Origin of the sequence: Bradyrhizobium sp. HKCCYLR20261, assembly GCF_051168435.1 — a bacterium.
Taxonomy (GTDB): Bacteria; Pseudomonadota; Alphaproteobacteria; order Rhizobiales; family Xanthobacteraceae; genus Bradyrhizobium.
Genome location: NZ_JBNPUZ010000006.1, coordinates 229,854 through 245,487, shown reverse-complemented (window position 1 = coordinate 245,487; position 15,634 = coordinate 229,854). Strand labels below are relative to the sequence as shown.

The 15,634-nt window shown below is 65.6% G+C and carries 9 protein-coding genes; 1 reads left to right on the top strand and 8 read right to left on the bottom strand.

Annotated elements, in window-relative coordinates; all coding sequences use genetic code 11:
• Window positions 1-103: 103 nt before the first annotated feature.
• Window positions 104-1,564: a caspase family protein gene (locus ACQR1L_RS16490; RefSeq protein ID WP_434858988.1), complete on the bottom strand. Its 1,461-nt coding sequence runs from the start codon at window positions 1,562-1,564 to the stop codon at window positions 104-106.
• A 198-nt stretch (window positions 1,565-1,762) separates the two neighbouring features.
• On the bottom strand, window positions 1,763-2,653 hold the full coding sequence (locus ACQR1L_RS16485) for a DMT family transporter (protein WP_434858987.1): 891 nt from the start codon (window positions 2,651-2,653) through the stop codon (window positions 1,763-1,765).
• Between the two features lie 195 nt (window positions 2,654-2,848).
• On the opposite strand from ACQR1L_RS16485, the gene ACQR1L_RS16480 reads away from it, so the two are divergent.
• Window positions 2,849-3,064, top strand: coding sequence for a hypothetical protein (locus ACQR1L_RS16480; protein ID WP_434858986.1), 216 nt, complete (start codon window positions 2,849-2,851; stop codon window positions 3,062-3,064).
• Between the two features lie 8 nt (window positions 3,065-3,072).
• Here ACQR1L_RS16480 and ACQR1L_RS16475 read toward each other — a convergent pair whose 3' ends face one another.
• From ACQR1L_RS16475 to ACQR1L_RS16450, 6 genes are all read right to left on the bottom strand, one after another.
• Window positions 3,073-3,540 carry a hypothetical protein gene (locus ACQR1L_RS16475; protein ID WP_434858985.1) on the bottom strand — a complete coding sequence of 156 codons (468 nt, stop codon included), beginning with the start codon at window positions 3,538-3,540 and terminating at the stop codon, window positions 3,073-3,075.
• Between the two features lie 22 nt (window positions 3,541-3,562).
• Complete coding sequence (locus tag ACQR1L_RS16470) at window positions 3,563-3,913, bottom strand: hypothetical protein (protein ID WP_434858984.1); 351 nt, start codon at window positions 3,911-3,913, stop codon at window positions 3,563-3,565.
• Window positions 3,914-4,225: 312 nt separating this feature from the next.
• Window positions 4,226-4,819, bottom strand: a complete 594-nt coding sequence (locus tag ACQR1L_RS16465) for a formyltransferase family protein (protein WP_434858983.1) — start codon at window positions 4,817-4,819, stop codon at window positions 4,226-4,228.
• Between the two features lie 675 nt (window positions 4,820-5,494).
• The gene (locus ACQR1L_RS16460; RefSeq protein ID WP_434858982.1) at window positions 5,495-9,727 is read right to left on the bottom strand and encodes a sulfotransferase; all 4,233 of its coding nucleotides are present in this window, start codon (window positions 9,725-9,727) and stop codon (window positions 5,495-5,497) included.
• 206 nt (window positions 9,728-9,933) lie between these two features.
• A complete protein-coding gene (locus tag ACQR1L_RS16455; protein ID WP_434858981.1) occupies window positions 9,934-11,682 on the bottom strand; it encodes a hypothetical protein in 1,749 nt (582 codons plus the stop codon).
• A 459-nt stretch (window positions 11,683-12,141) separates the two neighbouring features.
• The gene (locus ACQR1L_RS16450) at window positions 12,142-15,435 is read right to left on the bottom strand and encodes a beta strand repeat-containing protein (protein ID WP_434858980.1); all 3,294 of its coding nucleotides are present in this window, start codon (window positions 15,433-15,435) and stop codon (window positions 12,142-12,144) included.
• Window positions 15,436-15,634: the final 199 nt, after the last annotated feature.

Genomic DNA, 15,634 nt, shown 5'->3' with positions numbered 1-15,634 from the left:
GATCGGCGTGGATCAGATCGGCTGTCGCGGCCGACCAGTGTCTTGTCACAGGCAGCAAAAAGCCCGTGCCTCGCGGCACGGGCTGACATGCAAGGTCGGGCGATCAGCGGCGCAGTGCGCTGCCGAGAACTCCGCCCATCATGCCGCCTATGAAGGCCGCGCCAGCGGCGTTGCCGGCGTTGTCCTGGGGCGGAGGATTGCGATAGACCGGCGCTCCCTGCGGCGGCGGGCTGCCGGCGGCGACATTGCCAGCCGGCTTTTGGCGGCGGGGCTTGGCTTCATCGCCCACGGCCGCGGTGGCCGGCGCCGGCTGCGGTTCGGCCAGCAGGGCCTTGTGCTGCAGCTTGGTGAGGAAGCCGGTCGACGGATAGCCGCGAGCGGCCTGCCAGCGCTTCATGACGCTGCGGGTCTCGTCGTCGAACACGCCCGTCATCTTGGTGTCGAAGCCCAGGCCCGTCAGGCGGCGCTGCACGTCGCGGCGCTTGGTCTTGTCGAGGCCGATCTGATCCTCGCTGACCTGGGTGCCTTCCTCGGTAAAGGTGGCGGGATCGACGCCCTTGCCGACATTGCGGGTCGCGGTGTTCACGGCGCCGCTTTCGATCGAGGCAATGCGGGCCATCGCCAGCGACTTGAACTGACCGTTCGGATAGGTCGCGAGATAGGCGTTGAGCTCCTCCGGCTTGTTGGAGTCCTTCACCGAGCGCCAGAACTCGAGCTCAGCCTCGCCAGAGCTCTGGCCGGCCGCCGCGGCCACCGGCGTGGTGCCGGCGGTAGCCGCCGTCGCGGCAGGCGCGGCCGCTGGATTGAGATAGACCGCGCCGATCAGGTTGGTGTGACCCCAGGGCAGCTGGCCCTTGCTGGTCTCCTCATTGACCTGGGCGCGGACCGCCGTCATCGCCTGCTGGATCTCGATGCCGGGCTGGGCGATGTGCGAGATCAGCGCGCGGGTGAACGGGCTGTTGCCGCCGGCGTCGCCGTCGAGCGCGGTCTGTCCGGGACCGGTCGCAAACGCGATCAACGTGCCTTCGCCGGATTTCATTTCGGCCAGGCCTGTCTGCACGGAGACGCTGCGCGTCGGCGAGTTCGACTTGATCTTGGCGGCAAACGGGTTGTCGCGGCAGGCGTCGAGGAACACCAGCTTGACCTTCGCATCACCCATGGTCTGGTCGAGCGTCACATCGATGTTGATCGCCGAGCCGAGCTTGACGTCCATTTCGGACTTGAGGTCGGCGTCGACCGGCAGCAGGTAGTTGGTACCGGCGATCGCGATGCCATGGCCGGCGTAATAAAACACCGCGATGTCGGCACCTTGCGCCTTGCGACCGAAATCCAGCAGCTTCTCGGTCATCTTATCGCGCGTGAGGTTGGTGCCTTCGACGACGTCGAAGCCGACGTTTCGCAGCGTTGCCGCCATGGCCTTGGCGTCGACCGGCGGGTTCGGCAACTGGGCCACGCTCTTATAGGCGCCGTTGCCGACGACGAAGGCAACGCGGCGGTCAGCCTTGGCGGCTTGGGCGGTCAGCACCACGCAGAGCAGGGACAGGGCGATGGTGAAGTAGCGCATCAGGAGATCCCCCAACGATCAGGCGAAGCGTTCACTGCAGCATTTGTCGCTCAATGGCGCGAAAAGTCTTGTTCCCAAAGAAAAAATCACCGTTCTGCCACAAACGAGTTCGCGAGTGTTGCGCCTCACCCACGCCGATCGCGTGTAGGGCCTCGTGGTTCGTGACCTCGGTCACGCCCGAACGGTATCTATCGGCGCTCAGCGCCCCGCCGAACTGCCGACCGCGACGGGTCTCGTCTGCGGTGGCCGCAGGTTGACGAGGTTTGCCGCCAGAATCAGGGCGGCCCCGACCAGGGTCAATGAGTCCAGCCGTTCCGAGTACACCAGCCAGCCCACGGTCGCCGTCAACGGCACGCGCAGGAAATCCATCGGGATCACGATCGTCGCGTCGGCATAGAGCAGCGCGCGCGCCATGCAGAAGTGCGAGAACGTGCCGCACAGGGCGACCAGGACGATCCAGCCCCACGCCGTGGCGGACGGCCAGGTCCACAGCAGCAGCGTCGGAACCAGGCCAGCGACGGATTGCACGGCGAGCATCCAGAAGATGATCGAGACGGTCGGCTCGGTGCGTGTGAGGTATTTGACCAGCGCGATCGAGATGCCAAAGCCGACGGCGGCAGCCAGCGCGATGAGCTGGCCCGGATTGATCGCGCCCGTGTCGGGACGAACGATGACGACGACGCCGACCAGGCCCAGCACGATTGCCAGCAGCTTGAATAGCGTCAGGCGTTCGCCGAGAAAGGCGGCTGCGAGCAGCGCCGTCCAGATCGGCATCGTGAACTCGATGGCGACGACCTGGCCGATCGGGATCAATGTGAGCGCGAAGAACCAGCCGAGCTGCGCGCCGTAGTGCACGAGGTTGCGGCCGGCATGCAGCTTCAGCCGGGTCGTGCGCAAGGTCGCAAAACCGCCGCTCAGCGCGATCACGGGCGAGAGCATCACGAGGCCGATGAGGCAGCGCAGCTCCATCAGCTCGAAGACGTTCATCTCGCGCATGGCTTCGCGGCCGGCCACCGCCATCACCAGCATGAGGCTGAGCCATCCCGTCATCCACAGCGCGGCCATCAGTTTCGAAGCGGGACGGTGCATTAGCTCGCTGTCAGGAAGGGCTGGTAATGCCGGGCTGTATCACCTCGGCTGTCCGACATTGCAAACGAATTGAATGCCGCGCTGCATCAAGGCGCGCAGCGGAACTTGGCCGTCCGCAGCTTAGAAAATCGTGGAGTGTGGGCGCGTTTCGTCCTAAAGCCGCCGCCTCGAAACAACCAGGGCAGAGCTTCCGACATGACCGAACGCGCCGCTTCAGCCGACTTCGTCACCGCTTTCGCCACCGGCTGGCCGGAGCGAGAACCGCATCTCATGGTGCTGTCGCTGACCACTCACAAGGGCGTGCAGGACTTTGCGATGACCCGGGAACAGGCGCTTCTGGTCGCCAAGACGATCAAGCGGACCGCCGCGCAGTTGGCGCCGGCGCCCAACGCCGGTGCCAAGCGCGCCTGAGCGGGCCGCTATCGCGACAACGAGATATTGGCGGCGCGGAACTGGCTGTCGGCCCGGATCGAGACCGACTGCTTGTTGCCGCGGGTGCTGAGCGCGATGTTGGCGTTGAAGCCCGCGGTGGTCGCGAGCAACTGGAAATTGCCGCCGCCGCCGCGGCCCTGCAGCACACCGCTGACGCCGCGGCTGGTCTCGGTCCAGCTGCCGGAGATGGCAGACCCTTCGGCGAGAACGTCGGCCTGCAGCCCGAACTTGTAGGCGTCGCTCGCGCAGGTCAGGACCAGGGTCATGCGCGCGCCGGATACGCCGTAGGTGGCCCGGCAGCGAATTCGCTCGGTCGATCCATCCTCGAGCGCCACGGTGCCGCTGCCGCCCCAGGTCCCGGCCAGGCCGGTGAACGGGCCGGGATCGGCCCGACCAGGCGACGCGGCGAAAACGCCGGTTAAAACGAAGGCGGCGGCCATCAGCCGCCGCGCCATTCCCGAAGAAATGAAGTTGTCTTTAGAGCCGGGACGCCTGCCAGCGGCCGCTGCAGGGGATGCCTGCCGACGCGCCGTTCCACTTGCCCGAACCAGAATTGCCGTTGAGCTGCCCATTTGCATATGCGCCATTGATCGAGACCTTCACGAGGCCCTCGCGCCCGATCGATCCTGACACGTTGGCCCCCGCCGCGGAGATCTTACCGTCTGCCACGATCAGGGTCGAGCTAGCCGTCGGCTCGCAGCTGCCGCTATTCGTCACGATCGTGACTTGCCACTGGCCGTCATAGGGTGACTGAGCGAATGCGGGGGCGGCCGAGCTGCCCACCAGGATCGACGCGGCCAAGGCCATTCCAATGCGATCGAGACCCATGTCTCTTTGTCCCTCAATGTCTGTGATGCAAAGCTTATTTGGACGAATTGTGACGAAAATTTGCCGCGTCGCCGCAATGGATTTTTATTGAGGAGTTTCAGCTTGTTAAGGATTAATGCGGAACCCGGCCTTGAGTCATTCGGGCGGCCGTGTGGACGTTTTGTGCCTTCGCGTGCCGCATGAACATACCGCTGTCACAGCCTTGTGCCGACAGCGCTCAGGCGCGATTTCGCCCGCGCATACGTTGTGAGACCGTTCGAAAAGCGGGCCTCGGCGGCGTCGAGGATGTGATGCGAGGCCGCGATCGGCCGCTCAGTGCGGCGTCAGGCTGGGCGCCTTGGTGGCGAACTGCTCGTCCTGCGGCTTGGCCGGAATCGTCCCGGTCGCCTTGGCTGATTCGACGACGTCGCCGAGCAGCTTGAGGCCGAGCGGCGCCAGCGCGCGCTCCCACAGCTCACGCGCGGTTTCGCCCTTCTTGACGAAGCACCAATCCTGGGCGGCGATGGCGCCGGCGTCCATGCGGTCGGCCAGATGGTAGATCGTGCCGCCGGCGATCGCGTCGCCTTCCTTGATCGTCCACTCCACCGCCGCGATGCCGCGGTGGCGCGGCAGCAGCGACGGATGGTAGCCGATGCCGCCCAGCCGGGCGGCCGCAACCGCCTCCTGGGTCACGCGGGCATGGCTGTGCGCCGTGACGATCAGGTCCGTGCCGGGAGCGATCTCGCTGGCCGGGACGACCTTCGGATTGGCCTGGACCACCACCTCGATCCCGGCCGCGCGCGCTGCGGCTGCAAGCCGGTCCTCGCCGTCATGCACGACCACGCGGGCGATCTCGATGTCTCTCTCGCGCAGCATGTTCAGTGTGGCGACACCGAAATGGCGGGAGCCGACGAGGGTGATGCGCATGGCCAGGGATCTTCCACGGTTTGGGGCAGGGTCGTGCCGGTTGGGGGCACCAGATCGGCGACAATCGGGTCAAACCAAGCCTTGGCGTCCAGGTCAAGCACCTGCTGACGCTTCATCACAGCCCTGCTTTCCCGGCCCGATGGCAACGCCTCGATGCCGCGCGATCGCCGGTTCCCGCTGCGGTAGGCATGGAGAGGGCGACGACACAAGGCCCGGTCCGAACCAGGGTGTTGTCGAAGATTGACCGAGCGCGCCGCAATCCCCGGGTTCCGTATGGCATCGTTTGGCCGGGTGGTCAGGAGGCGAACGCGCATCGCATGGAGTGCGGTGAGGCGCCATGTCGGCGGGAGTCGCGGACAGCTCACGCCGAACTAACGGGACGAACTATCTCCTGATGAGAAGGAGGCGAGGTGGTTCGCTCGAAGCGCGATGTGCGTTTGGGCGAACTGCGAACGAGAATCGCCCAAAGAAACCAGACCCACCATATAATCAACCTATGATTGTGTAATTAGTTTGTCGTCTGCGTAGTAAAACCGAGGCGAGACCATATGACGAAGATAATTTCTTAAAGAGCCTGACGCACAATGATCGAGCCGCTCCGCCGCGCGGCCGGATAGCCGGGTGCCGCGCCTGTCACCGATCCCTGGGCAACAGCACCCGGTTATTTGCCGGCGGTCATGCGCTCTCCGGCGCCGGCGTAGAGGCATCGAGTCCGAGCGCCTCGCGCAGCGGTCCGAGATGTTTCTCGTATCGCCGCCAGCTGCCGATGGAGCGGCGATAGATCGGCTCACGGACCTGCATCAGGCTCGCGGTGCGCACGGTCCGCTCGGTCCGGTGGAAATCCAAGCAGGACTCCTCCCAGTCGAGCCCGCAATGCGCGAGCACGCGGCGGGAGACGCCTTCGAGGTCATCGACGAGATCCTCGTACTGGACGTCCATCAGGATTCCCGGCGGCAGCACCTTGTGCCAGTGCTCCATCACGCCCTCATAGCCCCGGAAGTAGTGACCGAGCTCGGTGAGGTCATAGGCGAAGGGCTGGGCGCCGGTGAACAGCAGCTGATAGCATGAGATGCAATTGTCCAGCGGGTCGCGCCTTGTGTTGATGATCCTGGCGCGCGGGAACGCGGCATGGATCAGGCCGACGAACAGGAAGTTCAGCGGCATCTTGTCGACGATATGCTGGGCCTCGGGCGCCAGCGGACGCACGCGGGCGGTGTACTGCTGCCCCAGTCGCGTCATCTCCTCCGGCGGCAGGAGTGCGATCAGATCGGGGTACTCCGGAGCCACCTTCTGCCGGCCGGCGCATTCGCCGACCAGTTCCTTGAAGGTCTCGAGCTCGCCCGCGCCGAAAACCTTGGAATGGCTCGCCAGCACCTGTTCCATCAGCGTGGTTCCGGAGCGCGGCATGCCGACGATGAAGATCGGCGCCCAGGAGTCGTCACCCTGACCGGCAACGGACCGGAAAAACTCGGGGGTGAAGCGCGCGGCGACGTTCTTCATCATGCCGAGCCGCTGATGGGAGTCGTAGTCGAAGCTCTTGCGCTTGAGCGTGTTCGCCTGCTGCAGATGCGAAAAGGCGGCGTCGTAGTCCTTCAGATCGGACAGCGCCTTGCCCATCGCGAAGTGCGCCGCAATCTGCTTCTCCTGGTCGAGCTGGTCGATGCGCTCGATCAGTCCCCGCAAGCCGGTCAGCCTGGGATCATCGGGCTTGAACTTGTTCATGTTCGCCAGGTTGAGATGGATCGAGGCGTCGTCGGGCGCCAGCTCGAGCGCCTTGGCGAACGCCGCGGTCGCCTCCTCGAAGCGTCCGAGCGCCTGATAGGCGACGCCGAGATTGTTGTAGGAGCCGAACCGCTCCGGCTTGATCTTGATGGCCAGGAGGTTCTGCTCGATCGACTCCTCCAGCCGGTTGAGCTCGAGGAAGGCGTTGCCGAGATTGCCATAGGCGTCGGCGTAGTCGGGCCGGCTCGCGATCGCGCGCTGGTAGTGCTCGACCGCGCGCTCGCGATGGCCCTGGCGCAGCAGCACGTTGGCGATGTTGTTGTGGGTCTCGGCGTGCTCGGGGCTGACGTCGAGAACCTTGAGATAATGCCGCGCGGCCTCGATGTCCTTACCTGCCGTGTAGAGCAGGTTGCCGAGCGCGAAATGCGCATCGAGGTGCTGCGGCTTGTTGTCGATTGCGCGGCGGAGCAGGGCCATCGCTTCATCGACGAGACCCTGGCTCTGCCGGACCATCGCAAAGGCATAGAGAATGCCGGGATGACTCGGCGACAGCGCGAGGGCCGTCTCGTAGTGCTGCACCGCAACGTCATAGCGGCCGGCGGAGGCCTCGACGGCGCCGATGCTGCCATGGGCCTCGGCGGACTTGTCGTTGACCGCGACCGCGCGCTCGAAAAGCTCCTTGGCCTCATCCAGGCGATTGGCAGTGGTGCAGATCATGCCGAGGCCTATCAACGCGCCGAAATGGTTCGGCTGGCCTGCGCGGATCAACCGGAAGATTGCTTCGGCATCCTTGTGGTCGCCACGGCCCTGGAGCTTCTTGGCGACGACAGCGGCGTCATCTGCGAGCGATTGCTGCGTTCCGGTTGTCTCGAACGACAGAGGCGGGGCCTCCGCAGGCGACGTCACCACGGGCGGGGCCGCCTTTGCCGGCTGAGACTGCGTCGTCCCGGCAATGGCCTCCGCGATTGCTGGCCGCAGAGCCTCGGTTCCGAGCGCGTCGAGCAAAGGCCGCAGTCCATCGCCATACATCCGCCAGCGGCCCACCGATCCGGTGAACAGCGGTTTGCGGACCTGGACGAGGCTCGCGGTGTTGACCGGACGCTTGGTCTGATGGAACGACAGGCAGGCCTCGTTCCATTCGAGCCCGCTATGGGCCACGATCTTGCGCGCGTGCGGCTCGAAGTCGCGCACGACATCCTCGTACGTGACTTCGAGCATGACGCCGTCCGGCAAGACATCGCGCCAGTGCTTCATCAGCGCCTCGTAGGCCCGGTAGTAGCGTCCGAGCTCGGCGAGGTCATAGGCGAAGGGCTGCGGTTCGGCGAAAAGCTGAGTGTAGCAGGACAGGCAGGTGTCGATCGGATTGCGCCGGACGTGAATGATGCGTGCGTTCGGCAACGCGAGATGGATCAGCCCGGCAAACAGGAAGTTCGACGGCATTTTGTCGACGATGCGCTGCGTCTCGGCCGGAAGGTTTTGAAACCGGTCGAGATAGGCGCGCGCAAGCGTCGAGATGTCAGCATCTGCGAGCTTGGCGAGCATCTCCGGGAAGTCGCCACGGGTGCGGTCGCTAAAGAGCGCCGCGGCGGCCGCGAAGAAATTGATCTCGCCGGCGCCATGGACCGCCGGATGGCTGGCGAGGATCTGCTCGATCAGGCTGGTGCCCGAGCGCGGCATGCCGATCACGAAGACCGGTGCCTGCGATGCATCGCCGTGGCCGGCGCGCGCCCTTATCGCGTCCTTGGAGAACACCGCCCGAATGCGCTCGATCTGGCGGAGCGCCTGGTTCTCATCGTAGTTGATGCGGCGGCGCTCGAGGCCGTTGCCGGCATTGAGGTGCAGAAGGGATCGTTCGCCGTCCCTGACGTCGGCGTAGGCGCGGCCAAGGGTGAAGTGTAGCGCGATGCGGGCGTCTTCGGTGAGCGTCTCCGCGCTCGATGCCAGGTCCTGCAGCGCCGGCCAGCGTGGATCGTCGACGGCGAACGGCTTGACCACGCTGTAGTTGAGGTGCGTGCCGATGCTGCGCGGGTTGACGGCGAGGGCGGTTTCGTAGGTACGCGCTGCGTCCTCGATCCGGCCGACGATCGTCAGGACGCCCGCGAGATGGTTCATCGTCGTGGTGTCGCGGGGATCGTGCGCGAGAGCGGCCTGATATCCGGCGATGGCCTCGTCGTACCGCTGCGCGTTGCGCAGCGAGTCGGCGCGATTGCGGTGGGCCACGGCATAGTCCGGTCGCAGCCGCAACGCTTCGTCATAGTGGGACAAGGCACCCTCGTGCCGGCCAGACGACTCCAGGGCATTGGCGAGATTGTTATGCGCTTCGGGAAAGTCCGGTCGCAGAGCGATCGCGCGCTCGTAGTGGAAAATCGCCGCCGGCCAGCTCTTAGTATCGAGGTGAATATTGCCGAGATTGTAATGCGCCTCGGCAAGTTGCGGGCTCAATGCGAGCGCCCTCTGCAAGTGGCGAATGGCGGCATCGCGTTCGCCAAGCGCCTGATGACAGCCGCCGAGATTGAGCAGGACCGTCGGCATGTTGGAGTCGATCGCGAGAGCGCGAGTGTAATGAGTGATCGCGTCCGCATGCCGGCCGAGCTGCCGGCAGGCATCACCGAGACTGCTGGCGGCCGCCGCGAATTGCGGCCTTGCCGCAAGCGCCGCGGCGTGATGCGACGCCGCCTTCTCGAACTGGCCGAGCCGCTGCAGCGCAAGGCCGAGCGCCTGGTGCAGATCCGGGTTCGCATCGTCGATGGACAGCGCCCCTTCGAGATGCTGGACGGCCGCCGCGGGATCCCCCAGGCCGTAGAGCGCGCCGCCGAGCAGCAGGCGGGGTTCGACCGACGAGTCGTCCAGCGCGGCGGCGCGCGCGAAATGCGATGTCGCCTTGGCGAGGTCGCCCAATGCCGCGAACGCCTTTCCTACGGTCAACTGCAGGTCTGCCGACTCGCCCGCCACGTCCGCGGCCCGGTCCAGCAGCGTTCGGGCCTCCCGGGCGTCACCGAGTTGGAGACGGACAGTGGCAAGACCGCACAGGGTGCGGAAATGCGTCGGCTGAAGCGCGAGCACCTTGCGGTAGGCCTCCTCGGCAACCTGCAGGGCGCGATCGTCGATCGGGGACGGATGTAGCCTGCTGGCGTCGGTCGATGCCGGCACGAGTCGAGGACGGAAGGCGAGGGCTGGCTCGTTCATGATCACAACTTACGAAGTGTTCGACAGAAGGAGTTGTCGTGGTGGAATGAAGCGAAACGGAGGCTCGGCGGAGCCGATCGCGGCCGCGTCACTTGCAGTTCGCGAAAGCATCTTGCGGACAATCGCAGGATCTCGCGGGACGCACCGAAGCCGGCGCGGACCGAGGGGGTCTGCGCCGGCTTGGATAGGTCGCCGTGGTTGGGACGTCAGGCCCACATGTGATGCATCGCATGATGATGCGACATATCGGGCGCCGCCGTTGCAGCCGCCGCCGTACTAGCCGTTGCGGCCGCTGCCGTGTGGTGGCTGCTATGGCAATGGTGGTGGTGCATGTTGTTGGTGTTGCCGCCAGTGGTCGGCGGTGGCGTCGTGGGGGCCGGAGTCGTCGGAGCAGGCGTCGTCGGAGCAGGGGTGGTCGGCGTCGGTGTCGTGGGCGCCGGGGTGGTCGGAGCAGCGGCCGCACCGCCGGTGCCGTTGGCGATGTTCGGGTTGGCGCCCGCCGGCATACCGGTGCCCTGGGCAATGCCGTTCACCGCAGTGGCCGTCACGAAGCTCGTTGCCGAGGTGACATAGTCCGATCCGCCGATCGCGATGTTGTTGCCGGCGATGTCGCCGGCGTTGCCGATGTAGTTCGCAGCGGCAGCCTTCAGCATCGCCTGATCGGTCGCCAGGGCGGCACCCGTGTCGCCGTTCATGATGCCCATCAGGGCCTTCGTGGCCATGATGGTGTCGGACTGCAGAGCTCCGGCGACGAGCTCGTCGTCGAACCGGCCCTTGAACACCGCCCCCTGCGCCATGTCGAACGCGGCGCCGAAGTTCTGGTAGTTCGTGATCTGGTCGATCAGGGCCTGCGATGCCGTCCCTGTTCCATTGGCGACCGCGACGAGCTTCGCACCCAGCGTGTTACCCTCGGCGAGGAAGTTGGCCCAGAAATTGGTCTGCGCCTGATTGTCCTGGAAGCGCGTGACGGTTCCGGTCAGGCCGCCCGGCATTTCCGAGAAGCCGCCGATGTGCCCCGGTGCGCCGGTGCCGCCCGCCGCTTTGTTGAGCGCCTCGTCGTTCTGGAACACGTCGATCATGTCGACGATATTGTCAGCGGAGCCGCGCAGAGCCGTCGGATTGGCCATCGTCTCGGCGACGTTGTAGTTGTTCAGCTGCAGGTTTGCCTGGCTGAGCAGCGTCATGAGATGAAGCGTCGTCGTCTGCGCCGCAACGGAGGTCTGGCCGGCTTCGATCGCGGCGAGCTTCGCCGGATCGTTCAGGATCGCCTGAAGGCCCTGCGTGATCGCCGTGAAGTCGGCCTGCACCTGGTTGATGTTGTTGGCGCTCATGCCGCCCAGCGAGAGGTCGGCGACCGCATTGAACACCGTGCCGATGGCGGTCAGGTCGCCGGCTGCGGCCGCGGCAAGACTGGTCGCGCTGTCGTTGCCGGCAGGAAGGCTCTGAAACGCCACGTCCATGGCACCGGTGTTGGCCAGGAACTGAACGTTGTTAAGCGCCGATGCCAGATGCGCATCACCCTGGATCTGCGCCAGGATCTGCATCTGCACGTTGTGAATGGTCTGGTCGGCCTCGGCCAGCGTCGCCGGGTTGGTCGTCAGCGGCGCCGCGTTGATCAGCGTCGTGATCTCGTTCGAGACCTGGGTGAGCACCGCGGTGTCGGTGGCGTTCAGGGTGAACGACTTGCCGCCGATCGTGACGTCGCCGGGATTGGCCAACATCGCGTTGATGTCGTTCTGCACGGCATGCAGGTCGGTGGTGTAGCTGCCGAGGAACGGGTTGGAGTTGCCGCTGTTCTGCGGCGTCGACCACAGGCCGGTCGAAATACGAACCGCGTCGTTGAACACGACGCCGGCCTGGACGAGGTCGGTCGACAGGTTGAGCGCCGAGGCGCGCACCAGAAGATTGGACGTGCCATTCGCCAGCGCCGTCGGGTTGAATGTATTGGCTGCCATCAGAACTATCTCCCCAAGTTTCAACCCGGCGTCAGCTGCTTGGCGTCGTCACAGCACGCGGGCGTTGATCGGGCGGCGACGTCTCGTTCACTCCTTCGCAGAGCGGGCGAAATGTCGCAGCCTCAAAGCACCTGGGAATTATTTGCTCCAATGGGGCCAAAAGAAGCGTCGCGGAGTCCTCAAATATGATGTTGTTCGGGCATGCGTCCGCTGTCGCACCGAGGTCACGGCAGCGCGTAGAAGCGTTCTAACCCGTTGATTTTAGTCGTGGCATCTCCGCAACATTGGCTGCGCGCGACGTTACGACACACGGTCCGGACAAGAAGTTGCCCCGATGTGACGAGGGTTCCGCGGACGCTCCTTGGAATTATTCCAACACGAGCCGACTCGGGCTCGTGCGGAATGATGTGTGCATCCGAAGCCGCGGATGTGGGCGAGGCGTGCCATCCGTGACGGCCCTCAGTGCCACATGTGATAGAGCGCGTGATGCTGCGACATATCGGGCGCTGCGGCCGCGGCCTGGCTCGTATGGGCTCCTGCGCTGTGATCATGATGATGCTGATGCTCACAGGAATGCGCGGCAGCGCTGCCGTTGTTTGCTGCGGTGGTGCCGCCCGACGACGCGCCAGCCGTGCCACCTGCAGCCGAGCCGCCATGTCCGGTCGCAGCACCTCCTCCCGCGCTTCCAGCCGTGCTGGTGCCTGCTGCCGCGGTGCCGCCGGTGCCATTTGCGAGGTTCGGTGTGGCCGTGACGGGGATCGTGCCTTGCGCGGTGCCCTTGATCGACGTCGCCGTTGAGACCGTCGTTGCGGTGCCGACATAGGTGCCGCCATTGACGGGGATGTTGTTGCCGGACACATCCATCGCGTCGGCCGCGAAGCCTTGGCCGGCTGCCGCGATCATCGCCTTGTCGGCGGCAAGCGCCGCGCCAGTGTCGCCGTTGAGGATGCCTTGCAGACCCTTCACCGCCGCCGCCGTGTCGGCCTCGAGCGTGCCGCTGAGCAGCTCATTGTCGAAGCGGCCCTGGAAGACGGCGCCCTGCGCGGCATCGAAATTGGCGCCGAACTGCTGGTAGTTCTGGATCTGCGTGATCAGCGCGGCACTGGCCTGGGCCCCGCCGGTCGAGATCTTCTGCAGCGTGGCGTTGATGGTGTTGGCCTCCGCCAGGAAGGCCGCCCAGAAGTTCGTCTGCGCCTGGTTGTCCTGGAACCTGGTCACGGTGCCGGTCAATCCACCGGGATCCTCGGCGAAACCGCCGGCATGACCCGCATTGCCGTTGCCGCCTGCGGCCACGTTGAGGTTGGTGTCGCCCTGAACGATGTCGATGATGTCGAGCAGATTGTCGGCGGTGCCGCGGAGAGCGGCCTGATTTCCGGTGGTCGCCGCCTGATCATACTTGTTGAGCTGCAGGTTGATCTGTCCGAGCGCCGTCTGCAGATGGATCGTCGTCAGCGCCGCTGCGTTCGCGGTTTCGCCGGCCTCGATCTGCGCGAGCTGAGTCTGGTTGTTGAGGATGGCCGTCAGGCCGCTTGCGACCGCCGTGAGGTCGGTGTGAACCTCCTGGACATTTCCGGTGTTGATGCCGCCGGACGCGAGTTCGACAGCCTTGTTGAACACGAGCCCGACATCCTTCAGGCTGTTGCCGGCTGTCGCGGCCGCAAGGCTTGCCGGATCGTCTGCGCCCGCCGGCGAGGCCTGGAACGCGACGTCCTGGCCGCCGGTATTGGCGAGGAAGGGCACGTTGTTGAGTGCGTTGGCCAGATGCGCGTCGTTATGGATCTCACCCAGGATCTCCTGCTGCAGGGCATGGATCGTCTGGCTTGCGGCGGAATGCGTGGTCGCGTTGGCGAATTGACCCGCGGCCTGGAGCAGGGTGCCGAGCTGGCCCTCGACATTGGTGAGAACTGCCGTATCGGTGGCATTCAGCGCAAACGTCTTGCCGCCGAGGGTGACCTGGCCCGGATTGGCGAGCATCGCCGCGATGTCGGTCTGCACCGCCGTGATGTCGGCCTGATAGCTCGTCAGGAAAGCGGGTGAGTTGCCGCTGTTGGCGAGGCTGAACAGACCGAGCGAGGCGCGCACCGCGTCGTTGAAAACGACGCCGGCCTGCACCAGATCGGTCGAATGCTGGATCGCGGTCGCGCGGGTCAAGAGGTTCGAGGTGCCGTTGGCGAGCGCGGTGGGGCTGAAGTTCACCGGTGTGGTGTGCATTCCGCCGGTGCCCGTCCCTCCGCCGCCCGTGCTCGGTGGCGTCGTTGTGGTTCCGCCCGTGCCATTGGCGATGTTGGGCGTCGCCGTCACCGGGATCGTACCCTGGGCGAGGCCGTGCACGGAGGTGGCGGTCGACACCGTCGTTGCCGAGCCGACATAGGTCGCGCCGCCGATGGCGATGTTGTTGCCTGAGACATCCATGGCGTCGGCCGCAAAGCCTTGGCCAGCCGCTGCGAGCATCGCCTTGTCGGCCGCGAGGGCCGCGCCCGTGTCGCCGTTCAAGATGCCCTGCAGGCCCTTCACCGCCGCCGCCGAGTCGGCCTCGAGCGTGCCGCTCAGCAACTCATTGTCGAAGCGGCCGCGGAACACGGCCCCCTGCGCCGCATCGAAATTGGCGCCGAACTGCTGATAGTTCTGGATCTGCGAGACCAGTGCCGCGCTGGCTTGCGCGCCGCCGGTCGAGATCTTCTGCAGCGTCGCATTGATGGTGTTGGCCTCCGCCAGGAAGGCTGCCCAGAAGTTCGTTTGCGCCTGGTTGTCCTGGAACTTGGTGACCGTCCCGGTCAGCCCGCCCGGATCCTCGGCGAAGCCGCCGGCATGGCCCGGCGTGCCGTTGCCGCCCGCGGCCATGTTCAGATTGGTGTCACCCTGGATGATGTCGATGGAGTCCAGCAGATTGTCCGCGGTGCCGCGCAACGCCGCCTGATTGCCGGTGGTCTCGGCCTTGGCATATTGGGTGAGCTCGAGATTGACCTGTCCGAGCACCGTCTGCAGATGGATCGTGGTCAGCGCCGCCGCATTCGCGGTCTCGCCATTCTCGATCTGCGCAAGCTGGGTCTTGTTGTTCAGGATGTTGGTCAGCCCCTGCGAGATCGCGGTGAGGTCCGTGGTGATCTCCTGCAAATTGCCGGTGTGGATGCCGCCGGAGGCGAGATCGACCACCTTGTTGAAGACGAGGCCGACGTCCTTGAGCGTGTTGCCGGCCGTCGCAGCCGCCAGCGTGGCCGCATCATCAGCTCCGGCCGGCGCGTTCTGGAAGGCGACGTCCTGGCCGCCGGTGTTGGCAAGGAAATTGACTCCGTTCAGCGCGCCCGAGAGATGCGCATCGCCATTGATCTCCTGAAGGATCTCCTGCTGCACGGCGTGCAGCGTCTGGTCCGCGGCCGTGATCGTCGCCGCGTTGGTGGTCTGCCCGGCGGCCGTGATCAGCGTCGAGAGCTGCGCCTGCACGTTGGTGAGCACGGCCGTGTCGGTCGCGTTCAGCGTGAACGTCTGGCCGCCCAGCGTCACCTGCCCGGCATTGGCGAGCATCGCGGCAATGTCGTTCTGCACGGCGTGCAGATCGGTGGTGTAGCTGCCGAGGAAGGGATTGGAGTTGCCGCTGCCCGCCTGGGTGAACAGTCCGAGCGAGGCGCGGACGGCATCGTTGAACACCACGCCGGCCTGGACGAGGTCCGTCGACATGTTGAGCGCGGATGCGCGCACCAGCAGGTTCGACGTTCCGTTGGCCAGCGCCGTCGGATTGAAGGTGTTGTTCGCCATCGATCATCTCTCCCCAAGTTCATCCGGCGCCCCGCCGAGGGGCCGTTACCGAAACTGGCCGGGCGATGCGGATGCATCGGCCCCGCCGCAGCACGCCGCGCGGTCGACTCGCGCTTGCGCGAATGCGCCAAGCTGTCGCGCGCTGATTTGTCGCAGCTGCGCTATTTGGTCGCAGCAATCGGGCCAAAACTGGCGTGGG